This window comes from Streptomyces muensis, assembly GCF_021474425.1.
GTDB lineage: Bacteria > Actinomycetota > Actinomycetes > Streptomycetales > Streptomycetaceae > Streptomyces > Streptomyces muensis.
On record NZ_JAKEIP010000019.1, the window covers coordinates 20,376 to 45,921 of the forward strand.

The window sequence follows — 25,546 nt, forward strand, 5'->3', positions numbered from 1 at the left end:
CCACCGGTCCCGAAAGGAACGCGCCGTGCCGACGTCCAACGCCAGCACCACCGACGCCGCCAAAGCCAACAACGGTGGTGGTGTCCAGTCCCTTGAGCGCGCCTTCGACCTGCTCGAGCGGATGGCGGACGCCGGCGGCGAGGTCGGCCTGAGCGAGCTGTCCGCGAGCAGCGGGCTGCCGCTGCCCACCATCCACCGCCTCATGCGGACCCTCGTGGCGTGCGGATACGTCCGCCAGCAGCCCAACCGCCGCTACGCCCTCGGCCCCCGCCTGATCCGCCTCGGCGAGTCCGCCTCCCGACTGCTGGGCACCTGGGCCCGTCCCTACCTCGCCCGACTGGTCGAGGAGACCGGCGAGACCGCGAACATGGCCCTGCTCGACGGCGACGAGATCGTCTACGTCGCCCAGGTGCCGTCCAAGCACTCGATGCGCATGTTCACCGAGGTGGGCCGGCGCGTCCTCCCGCACTCCACGGGCGTCGGGAAGGCCCTCCTCGCCGGGTTCCCGCCGGAGGAGGTGCGGGCCCTGCTGTCCCGCACCGGCATGCCGGCCGCGACCGAGAAGACGATCACCACTCCGGACGGCTTCCTTGCGGCCCTGGAGGACGTACGCCGCACCGGCTACGCGGTCGACGACAACGAACAGGAGATCGGCGTCCGCTGCCTCGCCGTCTCCGTACCCGACTCCCCCACCGCGGCGGCGATCTCGATCTCCGGCCCCGCCGGCCGCGTCACGGAGGCAGCGACCGAGAAGATCGTGCCGGTGCTCCAACAGGTCGCCGGCGAACTCTCCGAGGCACTGGCCACCCAGAACCACGCCTGAGACTGGAGGTCCGGCTTCTCAGCGCCGGTCCGGACCTTTCCAGCCCGTCCGGCGCTTGAGGACGAGGCCCGGAGGGCCGACAGCGGGGGTCCAGGGGGCGGCAGCCCCCTGGCGGGGTCGGAGGGGCGGAGCCCCTTCTACCGCCGCGGCTCCCCGAACAGCTCCACCGCGTCGCGCACCCGCGTAAGCCCCGGAGACAGCGCGCTCACCGACCCGATCGCCCCCGCGATCACCAGCAGCGACCTCCGCAGCCGCGGAGTCTCCGGCACCCCGTCGATCGCCATCGCGGCAAGCGCGGCGAGTTCATCCTCAGCGATACCCCGATCAGGGAACTCGGCCGGATGCGCGGCGAGTTCGCGGCGCAGGCGAGACACCGCCGACCGCAGTTCCACCACCCTCAGATCCTCGTCGCTGCCCGTCACCGGCCTCTGCCCCAAGCTCCGCAGCAAAGCAACCCCCCTCGCACGCCGTCGTGCGCCTGCAGTACGCGTCCCCCGCCGAGTCCCCTTGACGGTGGTCGGGGCGCCGGGGACGCGGGTCAGTAAACGCCACCACTGCCGGGCGCGCCACCGTGCGGACCGAAATTCAGTCCAAGGAGACCCGGCGGTCTTGCGGCCGTCAGGTATGCAGGACGCATGACGGAGAAACAAGCCCCGCCGGTCGCCGGTCTGCTGCTCGCCGCCGGCGGCGGACGACGGCTCGGCGGACGCCCCAAGGCCCTGCTCCGGCACCGCGGCCGCCCGCTCGTCGAGCACGCCGTCGCCGTGCTGCGCGCGGCCGGCTGCACCCGCGTGCACGTGGTGCTGGGGGCGCGGGCCGACGCCGTACGCGAGCAGGCGGAACTCGGTGACTGCGTACTGGTGGAGAACCCGGACTGGGCCGAGGGCATGGGTTCGTCCCTGCGCGCCGGGCTCGACTCGCTGACCGGCACGGGCGCGCGGGCGGCGCTCGTGTCACTGGTCGACCAGCCCGGCATCGGCCCGGAGGCGGTCGCGCGCGTGCTCGCCGCGTACGAGGACGAGAGTTCGCTCGTCGCGGCCGCCTATGACGGCGTACGCGGCCACCCCGTGCTCTTCGGCGCCGCCCACTGGGCGGGCATCGCGGTGACTGCGACCGGCGACCGAGGGGCACGCGCCTATCTGAAGGACCACGAGGACGCTATCGGGCTCGTCGAGTGCGGGGACGTGGCACAGCCGTACGACATCGACACGGAGGCCGATCTCACGCACCTTGAGTGAGTGCGGTGGCACCCAGAGCCACGTTGCCTCGACTCAGAGAATCTCGATATCAACAAACGATTGAACTTCCACCATGAGGAAACTAGTATCCACTGTTCAGAAGCGCTCGCCTGCCCCGCGGGCGCCGCTAGCCGTATCCGGGAAGACTGGCACCCGGTGCCAGAAGCTCGACAGCTCGTCCACGTAGCTCGCTGAAGGAAGTGACAGCTCATGTCCGCACCAGCGCCGTCCCCGCTGGCCATCGTCGACGCCGAGCCCCTGCCCCGGCAGGAGGAGGTCCTCACCGAGGCGGCCCTCGCCTTCCTGGCCGAGCTGCACCGCCGGTTCACGCCCCGGCGTGACGAACTCCTCGCCCGCCGTGCGGAGCGCCGCGCCGAGATCGCCCGCACCTCCACCCTCGACTTCCTCCCGGAGACCGCCGCGATCCGCGCGGACGACTCCTGGCGGGTGGCCCCGTGCCCGCCCGCGCTCCAGGACCGCCGGGTCGAGATCACCGGTCCCACCGACCGCAAGATGACCATCAACGCCCTCAACTCGGGCGCCCGGATCTGGCTCGCCGACTTCGAGGACGCCTCCGCCCCGACCTGGGAGAACGTCGTCCTGGGCCAGATCAACCTGGCCGACGCCTACACGCGCAACATCGACTTCACCGACCCGGCGTCCGGCAAGTCGTACGCCCTGCGCCCGAACGACGAGCTCGCGACCGTCGTCATGCGCCCGCGCGGCTGGCACCTGAACGAGCGTCACCTCCAGATCGACGGCGAGCAGGTCCCCGGCGCCTTCGTCGACTTCGGCCTGTACTTCTTCCACAACGCCCAGCGCCTCATCGACCTCGGCAAGGGCCCGTACTTCTACCTCCCGAAGACGGAGTCGCACCTGGAGGCCCGCCTCTGGAACGACGTGTTCGTCTTCGCGCAGGACTACGTCGGCATCCCGCAGGGCACCGTCCGCGCGACCGTCCTGATCGAGACGATCACGGCCGCGTACGAGATGGAGGAGATCCTCTACGAGCTGCGCGACCACGCCTCCGGGCTGAACGCCGGCCGCTGGGACTACCTGTTCTCCATCGTCAAGAACTTCCGTGACGGCGGCGCCAAGTTCGTCCTGCCGGACCGCAACGCGGTGACGATGACGGCCCCGTTCATGCGCGCGTACACCGAACTCCTCGTCCGCACCTGCCACAAGCGCGGCGCGCACGCGATCGGCGGCATGGCGGCGTTCATCCCGTCCCGCCGGGACGCCGAGGTCAACAAGGTGGCCTTCGAGAAGGTCCGCGCCGACAAGGACCGCGAGGCCGGCGACGGCTTCGACGGCTCCTGGGTCGCCCACCCCGACCTGGTCCCGATCGCCATGGAGTCCTTCGACAAGGTCCTCGGCGACAAGCCGAACCAGAAGGACCGCCTCCGCGAGGACGTCTCCGTCCAGGCCGCCGACCTGATCGCCGTCGACTCCCTGGACGCCAAGCCGACGTACCCGGGCCTGGTCAACGCCGTCCAGGTCGGCATCCGCTACATCGAGGCCTGGCTGCGCGGTCTCGGCGCCGTCGCCATCTTCAACCTCATGGAGGACGCGGCCACCGCCGAGATCTCCCGCTCCCAGATCTGGCAGTGGATCAACGCGGGCGTCGAGTTCGAGAACGGCGAGCAGGCCACCCCGGAGCTCGCCCGCAAGGTCGCCGCCGAGGAACTGGCGAACATCCGCGCCGAGATCGGCGAGGAGGCCTTCGCGGCCGGCCACTGGCAGCAGGCCCACGACCTGCTCCTGGAGGTCTCCCTCGACGAGAACTACGCGGACTTCCTGACGCTGCCGGCGTACGAGCAGCTCAAGGGCTGACCGGCTTCGGCGGTTTCAGGAAGCAGGCTTGTCCGAGTGGCCCAGGGACTTTCCCGGGGCCACTCGGTCGCGTACGGCCCGCTTGACGGCCGTCGGCTCCGGGAACCCCTGCTCCCGGCGGTCCCAGATGATCTCGTCGTCGACGCGGACGACGAAGATGCCGCCCTTGCCGGGCTTCAGCGCCAGTTCGGTCAGTTCCGCCTCAAAGGTCGTGAGCAGTTCCTGCGCCAGCCAGGCCGCGCGGGGCAGCCATCCGCACTGGGTGCAGTACTCGATCTCGACCCGGCCCGACCCGCTCACAGCAGCCTCCGTCATCCGAGGTGCACCGACCAATCCTGTTCAGCGGCCGGCTTGCCGTGCAGGTCGGGGACCCGCTTGAGCCAGTTCGGCCGACCTTGCTGGGTCCTGGCCGCGCGCCGGGCCTCTTCGGCCGCGAGTTCCGCACGGCTGGGGAACTCGGTGGGCAGCCAGGCCGCGGACGCCCGCACGCGCGTGTGGAGGTACGTCACATAGGCCTCGCGGGCCTCGCCGGGCGAGGCGAAGTCGGTGAGCCAGGCGTCCGGTACCTCCGCGACGATCGCGCGCAGCAGTTCTTCGGTCACCCTGGGCGCGAGTTCGGCGTCGGCGGCGCGCACGTCGGGCCCGTAGTGGCCGAGGGCGTGGTGGCGGAAGTCGTACGCCTTCTCGGGGTCGGAGCCGTCCCAGCGGTGGTGGAAGACGAGGGCGGCGCCGTGGTCGATCAGCCACAGGCGGGGCGGGACGGTTCCGAGCGTCGGCCAGACCATCAGGTTGGAGCTGTGGACCGTACGGTCGACGTTCGCGGTCAGGGCGTCCAGCCAGACGATCCGGCCCGCCTCCAGCGGGTCGACGCGGAAGGTCTCGGCGACCTCCGGGGTGAAGTCCTTCGCGCCCGGCAGATAGTCCATGCCGAGGTTGACGCCGGCGCTCGCGCCGTGGAGCTCCCGCACCTCCTGGTGGGGCTCGCTGTCGGCGATCACCGGGTCGAAGTGGACCAGGACCAGTTCGGGGAAGCGCAGTCCGAGCGCGCGGGCCAGCTCACCGACGATCACCTCGGCGACCAGCGCCTTGCGGCCCTGTGCGGAACCGGTGAACTTGACGACGTACGTGCCGAGGTCGTCGGCTTCGACGACTCCGGGGACGGAGCCGCCGGACCTCAGCGGGGTGACGTAGCGGGTGGCCGTGACCTCCCTGAGCGCTGTGCCAGGCTCCATGACCTTCTTGTCCTACTGCTTTCGACCTCCGGTACGAAGTGAGCATAGTAACCACACACCGCTGCCCCGCGCTTGACGCAGGGCAGGAAATGGGCGAGTTCCGCGATTTCTCAAGCGTGTGAAATCACGTGGTCGCGCTTGTCGAGCGGGTCTTCTTGGTTGGCTGCCGTGGTACGTCCGCCCCCTCCTGAAGGTCGGAGGCGAATACTTCCGCGGTCGCTTCGGCGGCGATGTCGCTCAGGTCCTCGTTGATCTCGTGCGCGACCCGCTTGGCGTCCAGGACAAGTTTTACGGAGGACTTCACAGTCCCACGGAAGAGTTTCTTCACCAGAGGCGCCGAAGCCGCCCCCAACAAGAAGACGGGAATCACAGGAAGCATAGTGGCGCAACCCCTTCTCGTATCATTTCGGTTTTAAACCGGCAACGTCGTCGGAATCCGACGTTAACGCCCTAAGCAGCATGCCCACCAGGGCGGTTCCCGATGTTCACTCTTTCGGGTAAAACCCCTGTTCAGTCGATCTTCTGCGTCAGCCAGTGGATTACTGTTTGCAATGCGGAAGTTGATACTGAGTCTGGAGTTGAAATTGGAAAATTCTGCGACCGGCGAGGAGCACGTTCCCGCTGAAACGACGTCGGCAGAAGTTCTCTATTCCGCCGAAGTGCGCCACACAAAAGGACAGTGCACGCTGACCATCAACGACCATCTCCAGGGCAGCGTGGAAGTCTATGTGGTTCCTAAAAGGGCCGTCCAAAAGCTTCCCTTCTATCTCTCGATGCTCAGGGACAAACTCGCTTGAACGGCCCGAAGAAGTCCTCGATCTTTTTCCGGTGGTTCAGCCCTGCCGCTGCGCCACCAGGAACGGGCTCGGTCGGGAACCCGTGAGCAGGGAGTGCGCCAGAACGCTGTAGAGGGTGTCGTTGGGGCCGTCCGCGATGCGGAGCCCCCGGATGTCACGCAGGCGTTTCTCCATGGGGGTGTGACAGGTGTATCCGTCGCTGCCGTGGAGTTGGAGACCGATGTCGACGGCGCGGTAGGAAGCGTCCGTGGCAAGGGCCTTGGCGGCGGAGCACGCCGCCACGTCCACCTCGTCGCCGTCCTGCCGGTCCCTCTCCAGCAGGGAGAAGCACCAGGCGGTGGCCGCTTGGACCTCGGCCGCCGCGGTGCCGAGCCGGGAGGCGACGGAGGGGACGTTCGCCAGCGACATCCGGCCCACGCTGCGCCGGCGGGTACGGGCCATCGTCTCCTCGATCGCGGCGGTGGCCGCGCCCAGGCAGACCAGCGCCATCATCAGCCGCCAGCCCGAGAAGTGCGTGTCGAAGATCCGCCGGCCGTCGCCGGGATCCCCGAGCAGGCTGTCCTTGCCCAGGCGCACGTTGTCGAAATGCAGGTGCCCGAGGCTCCACCCCCGCAGGCCGAGCGGCGCGGCCGTCTCGGTCAGGACGCCGACGGTGTCCATCGACAGCCACAGCGCCGACAACGGCACCTGCCGCAGTGCCGCGCCGCCAGGGTCCAGCACGGCAGCCTGCTCGGGACCGACCACCTTGCAGAAGACGACGAATCCGGTGGCCTCCTCGACCCGGCTGACCAGGCCCTTCGTGCCCGAGAGCAGTAAATGGTCGCCGTGGTCGACGGCCACGGTCCGCAACCCGCGCAGATCCGACCCGGAGTGCGGTTCGCTCGACGCCACCCCCGCCAGCGCGCCACGGTTCACGACGAGGTCGCGGACCGACCGCACGATGTCGGGCGCGCCGTACCGGAGGGCCATCGCCGCGTGGCCCGAGCTGAAGATCTCCCGTGCGTCGCAGTCCCGTCGTCCGGCGAGGAACATCGCCAGCCCCTGGGCCACCCGTTCGAGGCCGTCCGGAACGACCGTGGCGCACGCGAGGTCGAACCCCGTCAGGCCGGCCTGGGCGGCACACTCGCGCAGACGGAGCCAGGGCGGCTGGGCCGCCTCCTGCGTGACGGGCTCGGGCAGGTGTCTGTCCAGGAAGTCGACGACTCGGGAAGTGAATTCGTTCAGTGCGGGATATCGGTCGAGAACGGCACAGAATTCTGGTGAATACACGTCCGGTGTCCTAGAACTCGAGGGGTGATCGGGCACTCCGGTGTCGTCGGTCAACGGCCCTACCCCCCATCGCCCTTGGCCTCGGCGAGGCTGCGCGGCCGCATGTCGGTCCAGGCCTTCTCGACGTAGTCCAGGCACGCCTGCCGGGTGTCCTCCGGGTGAGCGAGAAGCCAGCCTTCGGGTACGTCGGCGAAGGCCGGCCACAGCGAGTGCTGGCCCTCGCCGTTCACCAGCACCAGGAATCGGGCCTCGTCGTCGTCGAACGGATTGGTCGCCTGCGTCATTTCGGTACTCCTGATGTGATGGTTACGCGGGTGCGGGTTCGCCGACCTGCAATTTCCACAGGTTGGCGTAGACACCACCGCGCGCCACGAGTTCCTCGTGCGTCCCTTGCTCCGCCACCACGCCGCCGGGGCCCATGACATGGATCCGGTCGGCGTTCTGGACCGTGGACAGCCGGTGGGCGATGACGACCATCGTGCGGCCCGTGCCGAACACCTGAAGCGCCTTCTGGATCATGGCCTCGGTCTCGTTGTCGATCGCGGAGGTCGCCTCGTCGAGAATGACGACCGGCGGATCGCGCAGGATCGTACGGGCCAGCGCGATGCGCTGTTTCTGACCGCCGGACAGTGCGGCGCCCCGTTCGCCGACCCGAGTGGCGTAGCCGTCGGGCAGGCTGTCGATGAACGTGTCCGCCCCGGCGGTGCGGGCGGCGGCGACGAGTTGCTCGTCGGTGGCGTGGAAGGTGCCGTAGCGGATGTTCTCCGCGATCGTCGCGTCGAACAGGAACGGTTCCTGGGTCACGTACCCGATCGCACGGCGCACGTCGGGCAGGGAGAGGGTGCGCACGTCGGTGCCGTCGAGCAGCACCTGCCCCCGGTCTGGATGGCGGAAGCGCATGAGGAGTTTGGCGACGGTGGTCTTGCCGGCGCCGGTGGTACCGACGATGGCGGTGGTCTCACCCGCGGGAATGACCAGGGAGGTGTCCCGCAGCACCGGTGGCCGGCCGGGATACGAGAAGCTGACGCCGCGCAGTTCGATCCTCCCCCGCACCTGGCGGGCGGGCAGTTGCCGACCCCCGGTGGCGGGCTCGACGGGGAGATCGTGCAGCCGCTCCACCCGGTCCAGGGCGGTGAGGGTGCGCTGGTACTGGTCGGTGACGTTGCCGAGGCGGGACAGCCGCAGCATGGCGATGCCCGGGAGTTCGATCAGCGGGCCGAACGACGCGGTCGGCAGTTCGCCGCGCAGCACGGCCCGGCCGCCCAGCAGCACCGTGCCGACCAGGGCCGAACCGCCGGCCAGCCGCAGGATCTGGGGTGGCAGCGCGGCGCTGCGTCCGGTGGCGCGGCTGACTTCGCTGTGCTTCCGGTTCAGTTCGCCGACGCGTGCGATCTCGTGCTCTTCGGTGGTGGCGGACTTGACGGTGGTGTGGGCGTGGAGGTTCTCGGTGACGCGGCTGTTCAGCCGGGCCCGGTGTTCGCCGGCGAGGGCGGTGCCGGCGACCGCCCGTTCGTGGAAGCGGAAGGACAGCCAGGCCACGACCGGGACCGGGGCGAACGCGACCCAGGCGATCTGTGGAGCGAGCAGGAGGAACATGGGGACGAGCAGCGCGAGACTGGCCCCCAGCTGCACGATGTCGTGCATGCTCGAACCGACGAAGTTGCCCAGCTGGCTGATGTCCTCGGACAGGACGGTGTTGACGCGGCTGATGCGCTCGTTCTCGAGATCGGCCGGAGCGACTTGCTGGATGTGCGCGTAGGTGCGGGTGCGCCAGTCGTCCTCGACGTCCTGGGCCAGCCCGCGCCAGACGACGCCGGCACCGTAGCCGAAGCCCGCCATGGCGAGCGTCGCCAGCCCGGCGGCGCCGGCGAGAGTCGCCAACTGGGCGAAGACTCCTGAAACTCCGAGCCTGGCGAGGGTGGCGCTGCCGCCCCTGGCGACCAACAGCACGATCGACGGGGTCAGGGCGAACAGGGTCATCTCGGCCAGCTGCGAGAGCCCCGACAGCAGTGCCGCGATGCCGAACTTCCGTCGGTGCCGCCCGATGATGCGCCGGACCGCGTGGCGGCGTGGGGCGGCTTCGCCCGACTGCTCCCGGGCGTGGTCGGCTCTGCGCCACGCCTGACGTACGACACCCGCGGTCGCCGCGGCTGCCAGGCCGAGCGTGATCAGCGGGCGGCTGAGCAGCCTGAGGAGGAACGGCCCTCCGGCGACGGCCGCCGCTGCCGCACCGCCGACCGCGAGCACCCTGGGAAGCCAGCGCCCGGCACCGGAGCGCTTCCTGCCGGGTCCTGCCGTACGGCCGAGGTGACGAGCGGTGCCCGCGCGCCCTGCGCCCGGTTCGGTGGTCACCGGCCGTGGGGCCGAGGCGCGGCTCAGCATGTGTGTGGTGGCCGTACGCAGGTCCGCCAGGACCTGTTCGACGGCCCGGCGCAGCAACCGGGCCGCCTCGCGCGGGCTGACGGCGCGGTCATGCCTCAGCAGCACCCGGCCGGTCACCGGGTTGACGCGTGCCTCGTCGATGCCCGGCGTTCGGTGGAGTGATTCCTCGGTGAGCCGGGCCAGGGCCGGTCTGCCGCGGATCACGTCCACGTCCCAGCGTTGACGACCGGGAACGACCGAGCGCGGTGTCAGCCTGAGCCGGGAACGAGGACGGGGTGTCATCAGGGAATTGACGGGTGGGCTTGCGACCAAGGTCATCGCAACGATCACCGGTTTCTCAAGGGGGCGGGCTGCGGTCGTGTCGATCTGTCGCCGTGCGAGACGGCATGCCTCACCGTTCGATGAAGCTCCAGTAGCCGGCCATCGCCGTCTCGTCGATCTCCGGTACGGCGACGCCCAGTTCCCGCAGCCTTCGGACGGTTCGGTCGTTGTCGAACCTCAGCGCCTGGTCCGGTGCCGATTCCGCGTCCTTGGCGTACTCCTCCAGATACCCCTGGTAGGGCAGGATCGGCAGCTGCTGACCGCGTTCGCTCGCCCGGCGCAGGCGTTGCAGCCAGTCCGTGAGCGGGAGTTCCTCCGAGCGCGTGCCCCGCATCCGGTCGCGGACGGCCATGAAGGCGCCGGGCCCGACCGTGTGCGGGTGGTGAAGGTGGTGCACCCTGTCCGCCCGATCGCCGCCGCCCGGCAGCAGCTCGACGACGGCGCGGGCTACGACGTCGACGGGAAGCAAGGCCTCCCGCAGTCCCGGATCCGCCGGATGGCAGCCCAGCGCCGCGCAACTGGTGAGCAGCCTGGAGAACATGTCGTCCCGGTTGACGGCGCCGGTCGAGGTGTGCGCCCAGATGCGGCCGAGGCGGTGGATGGCGCCGCTCGCTCCCCGTTCGAAGGCACGCTCCACGAGGCGGTCGGCCACCCACTTGCTGGCCGCGTAGCCCCGCCCGTACGGATGCCGCTCACCGTCGATCGCCGACTTCTCCGTGACCGCACGGGGCTCTTGGCCGGCCCGGAACACCGCGAGGGTCGACAGGTGGTGCATCGCCTTCGGCCGGCCCTCGCCCGCCAGGTGCAGCAGGGTGCGCGTGCCCTGCACGTTGGCGGGCTTCAACCGGGCGTAGGGCGAGAGGTGATGGACCCGGGCGCCGCTGTGGACGATCGTGTCGACGTCCTCGCGCAGCCGTGTCCAGTCCCCCGGGTCCAGGCCTAGGTCACCGGAGGCGAGGTCGCCCCGGACGACGCTCAGCCGCGCATCGTCCGGCGCTGCCTCGATGCCGTGGCCCCGCAGGGCGGCGGCCAGCCGCTCGCGTGCCTCGGCGTCGCTGTGTGCCCGGACGAGGCAGTGCACCCGGGCCGTCGTCCTGTGCAGCAGCTCGGCCAGCAGGTGAGCGCCGACGAAGCCCGTGGCGCCGGTCAAGAGGATCTCGCGGGGCCCGTCGGCCGGCTGGGCGGCGGAGGTGAACCGCAGGGCGGGGCTCAGCTTGGCTTCCGAGTCCGGCACCGCCGAGGGTGCGGTGCGAGCGGTGTCCGTGCCGAGGTACCGGGCCAGTGCCGCCGGGGTCGGTGCCTCCAGGAGCATCGACAGGCTGAAGGGGGCGGCCAGGGTCTCACCGATCCGGCCGGCCAGGCGGACGGCGAGCAGGGAGTGGCCCCCGAGGGCGAAGAAGTCGTCGTCGACACCGACCTCGGGCACGCCCAGCACCTCGGCGAACAGCTCGCACAGCGTCCGCTCCTGCGGGGTGCGCGGGGAAGTGCCGTGCCTTGCCGCTGACTTGGCGAGGTCCGGCGCGGGGAGGGCGGCACGGTCGAGTTTGCCGTTCGGGGTGAGCGGCAGGGCGTCCAGCGTGACGAACGCGGCGGGCACCATGTGGGCGGGCAGACGCTCCAGTAGGAAGGCACGCAGATCGCCCGGGTCGACCTCGGCCCGGGTGGCCGGCACGGTGCAGGCGACCAGACGGGTGCCGCCGCCGCGGTCGTCGTGGGCAGATACGGCGGCCTGGGCGATCCCGGGGTGGGTGCACAGGGCGGCTTCGATCTCCCCGGGTTCGACGCGATGGCCACGCACCTTGATCTGGTCGTCCGACCGGCCGGCGAAGACGAGTTGCCCGTCGGGACGGCGGCGGGCCAGGTCGCCGGTGCGGTACATCCGCGTTCCCGGCGGGCCGTAGGGGTCGGCCACGAACCGCTGGGCCGTGGTGCCCGGGCGACGCAGGTAGCCGCGCGCCAGGCCGACGCCGGCGACGTACAGCTCGCCGGTCACTCCGGGCGGCACCGGCCGCAGGGCGGCGTCCAGCACATAGGCCCGGGAGCCGGGAATCGGTCGTCCGAGGACCGGCGTCCCGGTGGCGTCCAGCCGCGCCTGCAAGGAGTCCACGGTGCACTCGGTCGGTCCGTACATGTTGTGGGCCACCAGTCCGTCCACCGCGCGGAGTTCCCGCCACAACCGGTCCGGTAGTTCCTCGCCCCCGAGCACCGCCACGCTCGGCCGCCACCGCTCGTTCGTGAACAGGCCGTTGTCGGACAGGACGCGCAGGTACGACGGCGTGACGTCGAGACTGTCGATGCGGTGGTCGGCCAGCCAGGGCAGGAACCTGTCCGCGTCCACCCAGGTGGCGGCGTCGGGAACATGCAGCTCATGCCCGTCGAGCAGGGCGGACAGCTGGCCCCATGAGGCGTCGAAGGACACCGAGGCGGTCAGGGCCACCCGCAGCGGCCGGCCTCCGAGTCGCTCGGCCGCCGGTCCGAACACCTCAGTCCGATAGCGTGCGGCCACATTGACGACGCTCGCGTGCCGGGCGACGACGCCCTTCGGCGTCCCGGTCGATCCCGAGGTGTGGATCACGTAGGCCGGGTGGTCGGGAGACAGCCCGGTCACCGGGTCGGCCACCGGCAGCGCCTTCAAGGCCTCCTCGGTGTCCGGCGCGTCCAGCACCAGGCGCGGGATATCCCTGCCGACCGCAGCGGTGGCCGTAACCGTGTCCGTGGCCGTATCCGTGAGGAGCAGGGCGGGCCGTGCGTCCTCGACCATCAGCGCGATCCGCCGCGCCGGGTACTGCGGATCCAGTGGCAGATAAGCGGCCCCGGCCTTGAGCACGGCGAGAACGGCCACGACCAGAGCGCTCGACCGCGGCAGGGCGAGGGCCACGACGTCCTCGACGCCGACGCCACGAGCGGTGAGCGCGTGCGCGAGCCGGTTGGCCTGGGCGTTCAACTCGGCGTAGGTCAGGGTGGTGTCGTCCGCCACCACGGCGAGCGCGTCGGGGGTGGCCCGCACCTGTGCGTGGAACAGCTCGGGAACGGTGCCCGGAGCCTGCGTCACCGGGGTGCGGTCGTCCGCTCCCACCAGGAGGCGGCGTTCGTCGGCGGAGAGTACGTCGATGCGGCTGAGCGGCCGGTCCGGGTCGCGGGCGACGGCCGTCAGCAGTCGCACCCAGCGCGCGGCGAGGTCCTGAACCGTGTCGTGGTCGAACAGGTCGGTGGCGTAGTCGAGGGTCCCCGCCAGGCCGAGGCACGCGCCGTCGTCGGAGCGCCGTTCACAGACGCCGATGTCGAGGTCGAACTTGGCGGTCGACGTCGGCACCGCGATCCTGGACGTCTTGAGGCCGGGCAGCGCGAAGACGGCGGCTTCATCGGCGTCGACGGAGAGCGCGACCTGGAACAGCGGGTGCCGGCCCGTGGACCGAGGCGGGTTCAGCGACTCCACGAGCTGCTCGAAGGGCACGTCCTGGTGGGCGTAGGCGGTCAGCGCTGTGTCGCGGACACGCTCCAGCAGCCGGCTGAAGGCGGGGTCGCCGGAGGTGTCCGTGCGCAGCACGAGCGTGTTGACGAAGAACCCCACCAGATCGTCCAGGGCCTGGTCGGTGCGGCCGGCGATCATGGTGCCGACCGGGAGGTCGGTGCCCGCGCCCAGCTTGGTCAGGAGCGCCGCGAGCCCGGCGTGCAACACCATGGACAGGCTCGTTCCCGTACGGGAGGCCAGCTCGGTCAGCGCCGTGTGCAGCTCGGCGTCGACGCTCAGGGGGACCCTGCCGCCTCGGTAGGAGGCGACGGCGGGACGGGGGCGGTCGTAGGGCAGCGTGAGTTCCTCGGTCAGGCCCGCCAACGCCGTGGACCAGTGGGCGAGTTGGCGGTTGACGAGGCCCTCGGGGTCGTCGGGGTCGCCCAGGAGCCGGCGCTGCCACAGGGTGTAGTCGGTGTACCGCGCGGGCAGCGGTTCCCACTCGGGTGCCCTGCCCTGGCGCCGGGCGGCGTAGGCGGTGGCCAGATCGCGGGCCAGCGGGGCCAGGGACCAGCCGTCGGCGGCGATGTGGTGGATCGTGATCGCCAGGACGTGCTCGTCGGGGCCCAGCGCGAACAGTTCGGCGTGCAGCGGTGGCTCGATCGCCAGGTCGAACGCGTACCGGACGGATTCCGCCAGCAGCGCGTGCAGCGCCTCCTCGTCGTCGACCTCGGTCACCGGCAGCACGGGGCGTGCGGCGGACGCGTCGATGATCCGCTGGTGGGGCTCGCCGTCGACGTCGGGGAAGACCGTACGCAGGCTTTCGTGCCGGCCCGTCACATCGCCGAGGGCCTTCTCCAGTGCCTCCCGGTCGAGTGCGCCGACGAGCCGCTGGACCAGCGGGATGTTGTAGGTGGCGCCGGGGCCCTCCGCGCGGTGCAGGAACCACAGCCGGCGCTGTGCGAACGACAGCGGGGTGACGTCCGGTCGTTCCTCGACGGTGACGGCCGGGCGGGCTCCTTCCGCCCGGTCCAGCCTCGCCGTGAGTCGGGCGACCGTGGGCGCCTCGAACAGGACACCGAGGTTCAGTTCCACGCCGAGCACGGTGCGGATCCGGGACATCAGGCGGATCGCCAGCAGGGAGTGCCCGCCCGCGTCGAAGAAGTTGGTGTCCACGCCGGCCCGGGACAGTCCGAGCACCTCAGCGAACAGCTCGCACAGCAGTTGTTCGCGTGGGGTGCGCGGGGCCCCGCCGGCGGCGGTGCCGGGGTCGTCGTCCGGGTCCGGCAGGGCGTCGCGGTCGATCTTTCCGTTCGGGTTCAGCGGCAGTTCGTCGAGCGTCACGAACGCGGAGGGCACCATGAAGTCGGGCAGCCGCTCGCGCAGTTGTTCCCGCAGTGGCAGCGCCGGCGTCCCTTTCGCGCCCGCCTCGTCCGTCACGACGTAGGCGATGAGCCGCAGGTCGCCCTGGCGTCCGCTCCGGCGGGCGAGCACGGCGGCCTGTGTCACGCCTGGGCACGCGATCAGCGCGGCCTCGACCTCTTCCTGCTCGATGCGGAAGCCGCGGATCTTGACCTGGCGGTCGGTGCGGCCGACGTATTCCAGCTGTCCGTCAGCCCGCCACCGGACGAGGTCGCCGGTCCGGTACATCCGAGTCCCCGGCGGGCCGTACGGGTCGGCCACGAACCGCTCGGCCGTGAGCGCGGGCCGGCGCAGATAGCCGCGGGCCAGGCACACTCCGGCCAGGTACAGCTCGCCGGCGGTTCCGACGGGCACCGGTTGCAGCGCGGCGTTCAGGACGTAGGCACGGCTGCCCGAGTGGGGTTCCCCGATCGGCGGTGTCGTGCCCGCCGGGGCCAGTGGCCGGCTCGTGGTCACCATCGCGGTCGTCTCGGTCGGCCCGTAGACGTTCATGAACCGTCGGTGCGGCGCCCAACGCCGCACCAGCGCCGGCGGAACGGGCTCTCCGCCCACCGCGAGCGTCGAAACGGAGCTGTCCGGTTCGGGCACCACGGCGAGTGCCGACGGCGGTACGAAGGCGTGGGTGATCCGCGCGTCGGGGTCGGTGAGGAGGGACAGCGGGTCGGCGGCGGGGGCGAGCACCAGAGTGGCACCGGTCAGCAGGGTGACGCACAACTCCCAGGTGGAGGCGTCGAAACTCGGCGAGGCCAGCTGCGGGAACCTGCTGTCGGGGGTGATCCGCAGCCGCTCGGTGTGGAACGCGACCAGGGATGCGATGCCCGTGTGCGGCACGACCACACCCTTGGGCCTCCCCGTCGAGCCTGAGGTGTAGATCACATACGCCGGGTGCCTCGGGTCCACGTCGATGCCCGGGTCGGTCTCCGGCTGTCCCTGCGACAGCTCGGCCACGGTCCGCGGGTCGTCGAGTACGCAGGCGGGGCCGGCGTCGGCGAGCATGAACTCCCTGCGCGCGGCCGGGTATTCCGGGTCGACCGGCAGATAGGCGGCTCCCGCCTTGAGTACGGCGATCTCGGCCACGATCAGGTCCACCGAGCGCGGCAGGACGAGCGCGACGACGTCCTCCGCGCCGATCCCGCGGGCCACCAGCGCGTGGGCGAGCCGGTTGGCGCGCGCGTTCAGCTCTCCGTAGGTCACGGTGGTCCCCGCGGACACCAGCGCGGTCGCGTCCGGCGCTCGGCGCACCTGCCGCTCGAACAGCGCCGGCATCGCCACGGCGGGCAGGCCGGCCGCGGTGGCGTCCCCGATCCCGAGCAGGGACGTCCGCTCCTCGGCCGACAGCACGTCGAGGCCGCCGACGGGTCGGTCGGGGTCGAAGTCCGTCATGTCCGCGAGGAGGTTCAGCAACCGCCGCTGGGTGTCGGCGAGTTCGGCCGTGTCGTGCGCCTCCGGCGGCGCGTGCAGCCTCATGTGCGGGCCGGAGCCGTCCCGGCGGTCCCACACCATGATCATCAGGTCGGCGGCCAGCGGGAAGGAGAGATTGTGCGCGGTGCACCGGTGGCCCGCGAAGGAGATGTCGTAGTCGAACCCGATGAGGTTGACCATCGGCGAGAACGCGACGCCGGGCCCGCGCGAGAGCCCGAGATCGCGGTGCAGTTCCTCGGCGCGATAGCGCTGGTGCTCCACCGCCTCGCGCATCCGGTCGTCGACCTGGGCCAGCAGCTCCCTGAGCGGCATGTCGGGCCGGACGGTCAGGCGTACGGGAACGCTGTTGGCGAGCATCCCGGGTGTCGTGCGGGAAGCCGCACCGACCCGGCCGGCCACGGTCAGCCCGATCACCACGTCCTGGGCGCCGGTGAGTCGGTGCGTGAACAGGGCCACGGCGGCGAACACGAACCGGAAGCGGGAGACGCCGGCGTGCGAGGCCGCCTCGCGCAGTGCCCGTGGACGCGGGAGGGGCAGCAGTTCGGTCGTCGGGACGGCTCCGCGTGTCGGGCTGCCGGGTGCCGTGTCCGCTGTGGCGGGCGGGGCCGCCGCGGTTCCCGCCCATCCGGACAGCTGCCGTGTCCAGTACTCCCGGTCCGCCGCGCGGTCCGTGGACTCGCGGTACTCCTGGTCGGCCCGGACCAGTTCCGACAGCGCGCCGAAGGGACTCGGGGCGGTCTCGTCGCCCCGTACCAGGGCCGTGTACACCTCCGCGACCCGGCGTGCCACGAGCGAGTAGCCGAAGGCGTCCACGGCGGCGTGGTGGTAGGTGTGGTACCACCAGTGGCGGTCCGGGGCCAGCCGGAACAGGGCGTAGCTGAACAGCGGGCCGCGGGCCAGGTCCATGGGCCGGGCCAGGTCGGCGGAGATCCACGCGCGTGCGGCCGCCTCGGCGTCGGGTTCGTCGCCGACGTCGACGAAGGTCAGCGTCCAGGGCAGCGCCCTCTCCAGGATCTGGACGGGGCCGTCGTCACCGGACACCAGCCGTACCCGCAACGCGTCGGTCTCGTCCACCACTTGGCGCAGTGCCGTCTCGAACACGGCCGGATCGACCGGTCCGTGGATCTCCAGGTACTCGCCAAGCCGCAGGGCCGGGCCGAGGTCCGGGGAGTGCTGCTCGGCGAGCCAGACCTCGCGCTGCCCCGCGGTCACCGGAAGGATCTCCACGGACGACTCGGCCGGGTCGTCGAGCTTCGGCGCGGGGGTGTCACGATGCTGAGCGGGAAGCTGATGAGGGGACAACAAGGAACCTCCTGTGGTGCCGGAACTCCCGATCACGACCGATGGCGACCGACCCCTTGAACCGGCTGTGGAACAGCAGGGGTTCGGGGTCCGTGAAGCGGGGCGGCACCGCGTGCAGTGTGTGGGGGGACGACGTACGGGCCTGGCCGGGGCCGCTGTCGGATCTCCATCGTGCCAGCCACCAGGGCGTGTTCGGCGTCCGGCGGAACATGGCCACCCGAAGGAGTGACTCACCGTATCTAAACCATCACTGGTTGCGATCGTCCGTGGTCAAAGGGGATTTCAGAGCAGTGCCTCCGCCGTGACGGGGAGGTCTCGGACACGGCGGCCGGTGGCGTGGAAGACGGCGTTGACGATGGCGGGGGCCACGCCGACGAGGACGACCTCGCCGAGCCCCTTGACGCCGAGGGGGTTGGCCTCCCGGTCCTCGCCGTCGAGGTAGACGGCCCGCAGGTCGGGGACGTCGGCGTTGACGGGGACCAGGTAGTCGGCAAGGTCCGCGTTGACGATCCGGCCGTCGCGGTGGTCGGTGACCGTCCGTTCCAGCAGGGCCGCTCCGATGCCGCCGACCATGCCGCCGAGGGCCTGGCTCTCGGCGAGTTTCGGGTTGATGATCCGGCCGGCGTCGTACACGCCGAGCATCCGCCGCACCCGCACCATGCCCAGCCGTCGGTCGACGGCGACTTCGGCGAACACCGCGCTGTAGGCGTACAGGGCGTGGCGGGGCCGTCCGGGGGTGTGGGTGCCGAGGGCTTCGAGATGGGTGCGGTCGTTGCGGGTGAGCAGCCGGGCGTAGGTCTCGCCGCGTGCGGGGTCGCTCTTCGCGTACAGCCGTCCGGCGCGGACCGCCACGTCCTGTGCGTCCACGCCGTACAGCGGGGACTCCTCGTCCCCGACGGCGAGTTCGACGGCGCTGCGGCGCAGTCGGTCGCAGCCGTCCCGGACGGCGGAGCCGACGACGGCCATGGTGGCGGAGCCGCCGTGCGCGGGGGCCGGTGCCAGCGTGGAGTCGCCGAGCCGGAAGGTCACCTGACGCATGGTCAGGCCGAGTGCGTCCGCGGCGATCTGTGTCTGGGAGGTGTAGGTGCCCGGTCCCATGTCGCTGGTCGAGGTCTCGACCAGGGCGGTGCCGTCGGCGTCGAGTCTGACCCGGGCCTGGCAGGGGGCGCGTCCGCAGTCGTGGACGCCGGCGGCCATGCCCATGCCGATCAGCCAGTCCCCCTCGCGCGTCGAGCGTGGCCGCGGATCGCGGTGGTGCCAGCCGAACTCGCGGACGCCGACCCGGTAGCACTCGCGCAACCGCCGGGTGGAGAAGGGCGATCCGCCGGCCGGGTCCTCGTCGGGTTCGTTGCGCAGGCGCAGTTCGACGGGGTCGATGCCGAGCTCGTGAGCCAGCTCGTCCAGCGCGGACTCGATGACGTGGGCGCCGGTGGTGAACCCGGTTCCGCGCAGGTACGTCGGTGTGTTCACGTCGAGCGCGATCGTCCGGTACGCCTGGCTGACGTGGGGCATGCCGTAGAGGGTCTGTCCCGGCAGGAGGACGGGTTCGGTGAACTTCTCGTGGCGCGACGTCTCGGCCCGCACGTCGTGGACCATCCCGGTCAGGCGGCCACGCCGGTCGCTGCCGATGCGCACGGTGTACTCGTATGCGGGCCGGTAGCCCGTGCCGAAGTACATCTGTCTGCGGGTGAGGGCGAGTTCCACCGGGCGGCGGGTCTCACGCGCGGCGAGGGCCGCGAGGGTGACGTGCGGCCAGGACCGCAGGCAGCTGCCGAAGCTGCCGCCGACGAACGGCGAGATCACCCGCACCGACTCCGGCGGCAGGCCGAACACGCCGGCGAGGTGGTCCCTGGTTCCGATCACCGACTGGGTCTTGTCCCAGACGGTGAGCGTGCCGCCGTCCCAGCGGGCGACGGTGGCGTGCGGCTCCATGGGGTTGTGGTGGGTGCGGGCGAGCCGGTAGGTCATCTCCATGACCACGGGGGCCGAGTCGATCGCCGCGTCGGCCTCTCCACGGGCGTACGTCTCCGGCTCGCCGCCCCGCTCGCCGGTCATCCGCGTCGCCGGCTGCCGGCTGTCGTAGCGGACCTCGACGAGGCTCGCGGCGTGCTGGGCGCTCTCCAGGGTGGTGGCCACGACGACGGCGACCGGCTGACCGAAGAAGCGGACCCGGTCGTCCTGGAACACCCGCAGCGGTTCTCGCTCCGCCGCCCCGCGGTACGGCAGCCCGGGAGCGTCGAGGTGGCTGATCACCCGCAGCACGCCGGGCTGGGCGAGCGCGGCGCGGGTGTCGATGCCGGTGATACGGCCTCGGCCGACGCCGCTGTCGACGACCACCGCGTGCACGGCACCCTCGGGCGCCGGGGGCTCGTCGGGCGTGCTTGTCCGGGTGTGCGGGAAGTCGGCGGCGTACCTGGCCCGGCCGGTGACCTTCAGCCGGCCGTCCACCCTGGAAAGCGGCGCTCCGACGGCCGCCCGGGTCTGCGGGTTCACTCGCCGGCCACGGCCTGCTCGACGGCCCGCACGATGTTCACGTTGCAGCCGCGGCGGCAGAGGTCGCCGCTCGTCCACTCCCGGATCTCCGCCGGTGACGCCCCGCCCACAATGCTGGTCGACGCGATGAACGCCCGCCGCGTGGTACGGGAAACGACCTCTTCACGTGCCATGCGGCGAGTATGGCAGTTTGTGGTGTTCGCCCCCGGTCAGCGGCCGCGCGTGCCGCTGCTCTCGGGGGTACGTCATGTGCCCGCCAGCGGGTTCGGCAGCGGACGGTAGCGGGCGTCCGCGCCGTCGGCGTTGGTCCAGCGCAGGAGCAGGTTCGTCTTGCCGGGGAGGGTGGGCGCGGTGAGCAGGCCGGCGATCTCGGGGAGGTCGTGGCGGGCGAGTTCGCGGCGTACGGCTGGCCAGGGGTCCAGGGCCGGGTGGCGTTCGAGGAGTGCTTCGGCGATCTCCACGAGGTGGTTGACGACCAGGCAGTACACCAGCCGCTGCCAGCCGGCCGCCCGGGACACCTCCGGCAGCAGCTTCACGCCCTCGGCGTCCCGGAAGACGGCCCGCACGGGTGTGCCCTCGCCGTCGACGGCGACCAGCGTGTTCTGGAGGTGCGCTTCGAGGACGACGCCGTACCGGTCGAAGGCCGCGAGGGCGGGCGGCACGACCACACCGAGGTACGCCTCCCACCAGGTGGCCGGGTCCGTGGCGGTGTCGAGCGGGTTGCCCTCGAAGCCCTCCACCAGGGCGGCGGCGAGCAGCGGGGTCGTGCCGGGCGGCAGCCGGTCGTGGAAGCCGTCGCGGACCAGGACGGCGAGTTCCTCGAAGGCGAAGTCGGCGGTGCGGTAGCCGCGGTCGCTCAGCCAGGCCGCCGGGCCGGTGGCGAGGGCGGCCGTGGCCGCGGCGTCGGTGCGGCGCAGCTTCAGCAGGTCGTGGCGCCACAGCCGGCGGATGTCGTTGGTGATCCGCACGTCGAGGCTGAACTTCAGGAACAGGTCGCGCTCGGGGGCGTAGAGCGTGCGGATCGCGGCCGTGGGCCAGGCGTCAAAGCCGGTCGTGCCGAGCGGGATCAGCCGGCCGTCGGCGAAGGCGGGTGCGAGGTCCACGAGGTCGAGCTGCCAGGGGTGGGCGGGCAGCAGCCGATAGCCGGGCGGGGCGTCGCCGAGCGCGTCCAGGGCGGTGGTGTCGCCCTCCTCGACGACCGCGTCCTCGCGCAGGCCGAGCAGCGTCAGCGGGAAGCGGGCGTGTGCCTCGGGGGCGTACGGCAGCCAGGCGGCGACCGGGCCGCCGCCGCGTGCCTTGGGGGCGGGGTGGTAGGGGTGGCCGGTGAGCAGGCACTGCTCCGAGCGCAGGTAGGGGTCGTCCGGCGCGGTGGCACGCGCGCGTGCCGTCAGCAGCGCGGCCACCGCGTCGCGGCTGTCGATCATCTCGGTGGGCAGTTCGTGGTTGGACAGACCGGTGTGGCGGCGCAGCTCGTCGGCCACGAGCTTGACCAGTTCGGCGTGCGCCACGCGCCGCCAGGTGCCGTCCGCGCGGACCTCGGGCTCGGCCGGCCGCCGTCCGCCGCGGACCCTCAGCAGACGGCCCGATCCGGGCAGCCGGTACACGGGACGTCCGTCGGAGACACCGTGGGGTTCGGCCACCTCGCGCAGCAGGCAGTTCAGCAGGGGCGCGACCGCGTGGGCGTCGGCGCGGTCCGCTACGTCGGCGGCGGGTGGCGGGGTGAGGTGCACGCGATCCACTCGTTTTCTACGGTCCGTTTCCGGACGGTCTCTGCAAGTGCGTTCAGGACGGTCGCTACGGTCCGTTCCCGGCGGGAAGACGATCAGTATGTCTGTCGTCGGCGCCTGGCCCGACGTCCTACTCGTACCCGAGGAGCCCGCCCGTGCACCGTCCCCCCAGCGCCGAGGCCGAGGTCGCCGCAGAACTGGCCGACGTTCGCCCCGGACTCGCGTCGCGGTACACCGCCGAGCTCCCCGGGGCCCGGGCGGCCGTCCTGACCCGGCTGTGGCGTGCCCTGGCGCACGAGCCGCTGCCCTGGATCGCCCGGCGTGAGCGCGGCCGGGAGGGCCTCACCCTGCGTCTTTCGGACGGCCGCCGGCTGCACGGCCCGCACGCGGACCCGTACGCCACCGCCGCGTACGTCAGCGCCGTGCGACTCGACCGGGTGTCGTACGACGATCCGGCCCGGCTGCTGACCGACCTGGCCGTGCCGCACGGGACGGCGTTCGCCGCCGAACTCGGCCACAGCGTCGCCTCGTTGGCACTGTCACGGGCCGGGCGGGGCGCTCACCCGAAGGAGTGGCCGGGGCGGGACTGGGAGTGGGAGCAGCGGGTCGTCGACGGACATCCGTTCCATCCCAACTGCCGTTCCCGGCCCGGGTTCTCGGTCGCCGAGCAGCTGGCGTACGGGCCCGAGCACCGGCCGGTGGTGACGCTGGGGCTGGTGCCGGTGCGGGCGGACGAGTGCCTGGTGACGGGCGGGTGGCCGGAGGAGATGCGGGACGGGGAGCGGCTGCTGATCCCGGTGCATCCCTGGCAGGCCGAGCATGTGCTCAAGCGGCCCTACGACCCCTGCGGCGACGGACTGGCCGCGCATCCGCTGATGTCCCTGCGCACCCTCGCCCTGTCCGACGGACCGCACGTCAAGACGGCGTTGAGCGCCCGGCTGACGTCCTCGGTGCGGGACATCTCGGTGTACTCGATCTCCCTGTCGGCGACCCTGTCCGAGTTCGCGGAGACACTGGCGGCGCGGACGGACGGGTTGCTGCACATGACCCGCACCCTGGGGGCCGCGACGGCCGACTCGCCCGATCTGGCAGCCGTGCTGCGCGAGTCGCCGCAGGAGTACGCGGGGCCGGGCGAGCGGGTCGTACCGGTGGCCGCGCTCGCCACCACCGAGTTGCCCGAGTCGCGGGCGTGGCTGGCCGAGTTCACGCGTCTGGCGCTCACCGTGGGGCTGCGGCTGCTGGAGTCGGGGGTGGCGCTGGAGGCGCACGGCCAGAACCTGCTCGTGGTGCTGTCGGCGGACGGCTCTCCGGTGCGGCTGGTCTACCGCGATCTCGCCGACATCCGGGTCAGCCCGGCCCGTCTTGCCCGGCACGGCATCCCGGTGCCGGAGCTGACCGGCCGGATCGTCACGGACGACGTGCCGACCCTGCGCCGCAAGCTGTTCGGCTCGCTGGTGGCCGGGGCGCTCGCGGGTACGGCGGGTTCGGGCGCGGCGTTGCGCGGGGCGCTGAAGGCGGTCGTAGGGGAGCTGCCGGCCACCGTGGATCTCGCCGCGCTGCGCGACGAGCCGCTGCCGACGAAGGCGCTGTCGCTGATGCGGCTGTCGCCGGGCACGCCCGGGGACCAGTGGGCTCGGCTGCCCAATCCGTTGGTCGCCGAGGTGTTCTGACCGTGGTTCGGGCAGCTGTTCCGGACCCGTTTTGAAGCGTGACACCTCTGATCAATAAGATCCGCCGATGATCAGAACACAACGGCTGGCGGTCGGGGTCTGTGCCCTGCTCGCCGCGCTCACGGCCGGGATAGCCTTCCCGGCCGGGGCGAGCGCCGACGAGACCACCGCCACCGCTCCGAAGGTCGATCTGGTGATCGACGTCAGCGGTTCGATGCGGGCGAAGGACATCGACGGCCAGTCGCGGATGGCCGCGGCGAAGCAGGCCTTCAACGAGGTGCTGGACGCCACCCCCGAGGAGGTCCGGCTCGGTATCCGCACCCTCGGCGCCAACTACCCGGGCGACGACCGCAAGACGGGCTGCAAGGACACCGCGCAGCTCTACCCGGTCGGCCCGCTGGACCGCACCGAGGCCAAGACGGCGGTGGCGACCCTGACGCCCACCGGCTGGACGCCGATCGGTCCCGCGCTGCTGAAGGCGGCCGAGGATCTGGACGGCGGCGAGGGCTCCAAGCGCATCGTGCTGATCAGCGACGGCGAGGACACCTGCGCCCCGCTCGACCCGTGCGAGGTGGCCCGCGAGATCGCCGCCAAGGGCATCGGCCTGACCATCGACACCCTCGGCCTGGTCCCCAACACCAAGCTGCGGCAGCAGCTCAGCTGCATCGCCGAGGCGACCGGCGGCACCTTCACCTCGGTCGAGCACACCGACGAACTCGCCGACAAGGTCAACCAGTTGGTGGACCGGGCGGCCGATCCGGTGGTGACACCGGTCGCGACGACGGGCGCCGACCAGTGCGCGAAGGCGCCGATGCTGCAGTCAGGTCTGTACACCGACCGCGAGGAGTTCGGGCAGCAGCGCTGGTACCGCGTGAACGTCCCGGACGGCCATGAACTGCGCGCCTCCGTGAGCGCGGCGGCCGACCGCCAGGTGAACCCCTCGTACGGGCTGCTGCTGCGCGCGACGACCGAGCGCGGCCGGGAGATCGTCCGCGGCGAGGCGGCCGGCAACGGCCGTACCGATGTGATCTCGACGGGCCTGCGCTACCCGAAGGCCGAGCGGGAGGACGTGGAGGGCGAGGTCGCGCCCGAGACGGTGTGCCTCCAGGTCACGCACTCCTTCTCGGCGGCGAGCGGGGTGAAAACCACACCCGGTCTGCCGCTGGAGCTGACGGTCGACGTCGTGGAAGGACCGTCGGCGGCGAGCGACGTGGCCGCCTTCGGTCTCGGGCGCGGCTGGTGGCTGCTCGGCGCGCTGATCCTCGCCGGCTTCCTCGCCGGTCTCGTCTGGGGCTGGCTGTCGCGCTGGCGGGTCGCGGTCTGGAGGACCAACTGATGCGGATCACACGAGTGTTGAGCGCGACCGCGCTGATGTTCGGGCTTGCGGTCGCCCCGGCCGTCGCCGACTCCTCGCCGTCGCCGAGCGCCTCCCAGGACGGTGACGCGCCGACACAGGCCGGCACCTCCTTCCGTACGGCGACCGAGATCGAGCAGGGGCAGACGGCCACCGCGGGCGCCTCCACCGGCGACTACCTGTACTGGTCGTTCCCGGCGGACGCCGGACAGCGCCCCACCGTCAAGGCGACGGTGAAGCTGCCGGACACGCACGCCGCCGAGAGCTGGCAGATCGACGTGTACGACGGTCTGCGGCGCCGGCAGGCCTGCCAGTACGGGGCGCAGACGCGCACCGCGGCGGCCGGTGCCGCCTCAGTGGAGCTGACCTGTGTGCTGCGCACCGTCCGGGCCTGGTCGGAGCAGTGGGCGAACGACCCGCTGCCGGGCACGTACTACATCCGGCTGACGGTCGTGGACGTCCCCACCTCCGACCTCGGCCTGCCGGTGGACGCCTCGGTCCGGGTCGACTCGAAGGACATCGGCGGTTCGGCGGCGGTGGACGGCTCGCTGGCGGAGCCCCTCGTGCCGGGTGTCGCGGTCAAGTCGCCGGAGGATGAGGAGAGTTCGTCGGCGTCGGCGGTGCTGTCCAGCATCGAGCCCGAGGACGGCTGGGCTTCCGGCTGGTGGTCCGACCGGTGGGTGTGGACGGCGATCGGCGGTGCGCTGGCCGCGCTGGCGGGTGTCGGCGGGTATGCGCTGACGCGCGGGTCGGGGCGGCCGAGGCAGGTGCCGCCGGGCGCCTGACGCATCGCCAGAAGGGGCTCACCGC

General features: G+C 71.7%; 18 protein-coding genes. 7 read left to right on the forward strand and 11 right to left on the reverse strand.

Annotated features, from left to right (window positions below):
- The first annotated feature begins 25 nt into the window (after positions 1–25).
- Positions 26–823 (forward strand): IclR family transcriptional regulator, encoded by a 798-nt coding sequence (locus L0P92_RS07935; protein WP_234761784.1) that lies wholly within the window; start codon positions 26–28, stop codon positions 821–823.
- 137 nt (positions 824–960) lie between these two features.
- On the opposite strand, the gene L0P92_RS07940 is transcribed toward L0P92_RS07935, so the two are convergent.
- Entirely contained in the window at positions 961–1,272 is a 312-nt protein-coding gene (locus tag L0P92_RS07940; RefSeq protein ID WP_234761785.1) for a DUF5955 family protein, read from the reverse strand.
- A gap of 186 nt (positions 1,273–1,458) precedes the next feature.
- Between L0P92_RS07940 and L0P92_RS07945 the strand changes: the two genes are divergently transcribed.
- A complete protein-coding gene (locus L0P92_RS07945) occupies positions 1,459–2,061 on the forward strand; it encodes a nucleotidyltransferase family protein (protein ID WP_234761786.1) in 603 nt (200 codons plus the stop codon).
- Positions 2,062–2,271: 210 nt separating this feature from the next.
- Positions 2,272–3,894 carry a malate synthase A gene (gene aceB, locus L0P92_RS07950; protein ID WP_234761787.1) on the forward strand — a complete coding sequence of 541 codons (1,623 nt, stop codon included), beginning with the start codon at positions 2,272–2,274 and terminating at the stop codon, positions 3,892–3,894.
- Between the two features lie 15 nt (positions 3,895–3,909).
- On the opposite strand, the gene L0P92_RS07955 is transcribed toward aceB, so the two are convergent.
- The 3 genes from L0P92_RS07955 to L0P92_RS07965 all read right to left on the reverse strand — a co-directional run bounded on the left by L0P92_RS07955 (position 3,910) and on the right by L0P92_RS07965 (position 5,454).
- Positions 3,910–4,194 (reverse strand): Rdx family protein, encoded by a 285-nt coding sequence (locus tag L0P92_RS07955; protein WP_372497215.1) that lies wholly within the window; start codon positions 4,192–4,194, stop codon positions 3,910–3,912.
- An 11-nt stretch (positions 4,195–4,205) separates the two neighbouring features.
- The gene (locus L0P92_RS07960) at positions 4,206–5,126 is read right to left on the reverse strand and encodes a HipA family kinase (RefSeq protein ID WP_234761789.1); all 921 of its coding nucleotides are present in this window, start codon (positions 5,124–5,126) and stop codon (positions 4,206–4,208) included.
- Between the two features lie 124 nt (positions 5,127–5,250).
- Entirely contained in the window at positions 5,251–5,454 is a 204-nt protein-coding gene (locus L0P92_RS07965) for a DUF5132 domain-containing protein (RefSeq protein ID WP_308289659.1), read from the reverse strand.
- A 223-nt stretch (positions 5,455–5,677) separates the two neighbouring features.
- Here L0P92_RS07965 and L0P92_RS07970 point away from each other — a divergent pair, with 223 nt between their 5' ends.
- On the forward strand, positions 5,678–5,923 hold the full coding sequence (locus L0P92_RS07970) for a hypothetical protein (protein WP_234761791.1): 246 nt from the start codon (positions 5,678–5,680) through the stop codon (positions 5,921–5,923).
- A 36-nt stretch (positions 5,924–5,959) separates the two neighbouring features.
- Here L0P92_RS07970 and L0P92_RS07975 read toward each other — a convergent pair whose 3' ends face one another.
- The 7 genes from L0P92_RS07975 to L0P92_RS08005 all read right to left on the reverse strand — a co-directional run bounded on the left by L0P92_RS07975 (position 5,960) and on the right by L0P92_RS08005 (position 21,724).
- Positions 5,960–7,192: an acyl-CoA dehydrogenase family protein gene (locus tag L0P92_RS07975; RefSeq protein WP_234761792.1), complete on the reverse strand. Its 1,233-nt coding sequence runs from the start codon at positions 7,190–7,192 to the stop codon at positions 5,960–5,962.
- 59 nt (positions 7,193–7,251) lie between these two features.
- Positions 7,252–7,476, reverse strand: a complete 225-nt coding sequence (locus L0P92_RS07980) for an MbtH family protein (protein WP_234761793.1) — start codon at positions 7,474–7,476, stop codon at positions 7,252–7,254.
- Between the two features lie 22 nt (positions 7,477–7,498).
- Entirely contained in the window at positions 7,499–9,778 is a 2,280-nt protein-coding gene (locus L0P92_RS07985) for an ABC transporter ATP-binding protein (protein WP_372497216.1), read from the reverse strand.
- 187 nt (positions 9,779–9,965) lie between these two features.
- Entirely contained in the window at positions 9,966–17,492 is a 7,527-nt protein-coding gene (locus tag L0P92_RS07990; protein WP_234761795.1) for a non-ribosomal peptide synthetase, read from the reverse strand.
- Positions 17,493–17,774: 282 nt separating this feature from the next.
- Entirely contained in the window at positions 17,775–19,985 is a 2,211-nt protein-coding gene (locus L0P92_RS07995; RefSeq protein WP_234761796.1) for a xanthine dehydrogenase family protein molybdopterin-binding subunit, read from the reverse strand.
- The gene (locus L0P92_RS45650) at positions 19,982–20,158 is read right to left on the reverse strand and encodes a (2Fe-2S)-binding protein (RefSeq protein WP_372497217.1); all 177 of its coding nucleotides are present in this window, start codon (positions 20,156–20,158) and stop codon (positions 19,982–19,984) included. Before L0P92_RS45650 ends, L0P92_RS07995 begins: the two co-directional genes overlap by 4 nt.
- A 72-nt stretch (positions 20,159–20,230) precedes the next feature.
- A complete protein-coding gene (locus L0P92_RS08005; RefSeq protein ID WP_234761797.1) occupies positions 20,231–21,724 on the reverse strand; it encodes an IucA/IucC family protein in 1,494 nt (497 codons plus the stop codon).
- A 143-nt stretch (positions 21,725–21,867) separates the two neighbouring features.
- On the opposite strand from L0P92_RS08005, the gene L0P92_RS08010 reads away from it, so the two are divergent.
- The 3 genes from L0P92_RS08010 to L0P92_RS08020 all read left to right on the forward strand — a co-directional run bounded on the left by L0P92_RS08010 (position 21,868) and on the right by L0P92_RS08020 (position 25,521).
- Positions 21,868–23,382: an IucA/IucC family protein gene (locus L0P92_RS08010; protein ID WP_234761798.1), complete on the forward strand. Its 1,515-nt coding sequence runs from the start codon at positions 21,868–21,870 to the stop codon at positions 23,380–23,382.
- A gap of 67 nt (positions 23,383–23,449) precedes the next feature.
- Positions 23,450–24,718, forward strand: a complete 1,269-nt coding sequence (locus L0P92_RS08015; protein WP_234761799.1) for a VWA domain-containing protein — start codon at positions 23,450–23,452, stop codon at positions 24,716–24,718.
- Positions 24,718–25,521: a hypothetical protein gene (locus tag L0P92_RS08020; protein ID WP_234761800.1), complete on the forward strand. Its 804-nt coding sequence runs from the start codon at positions 24,718–24,720 to the stop codon at positions 25,519–25,521. Before L0P92_RS08015 ends, L0P92_RS08020 begins: the two co-directional genes overlap by 1 nt.
- Positions 25,522–25,546 lie beyond the last annotated feature (25 nt).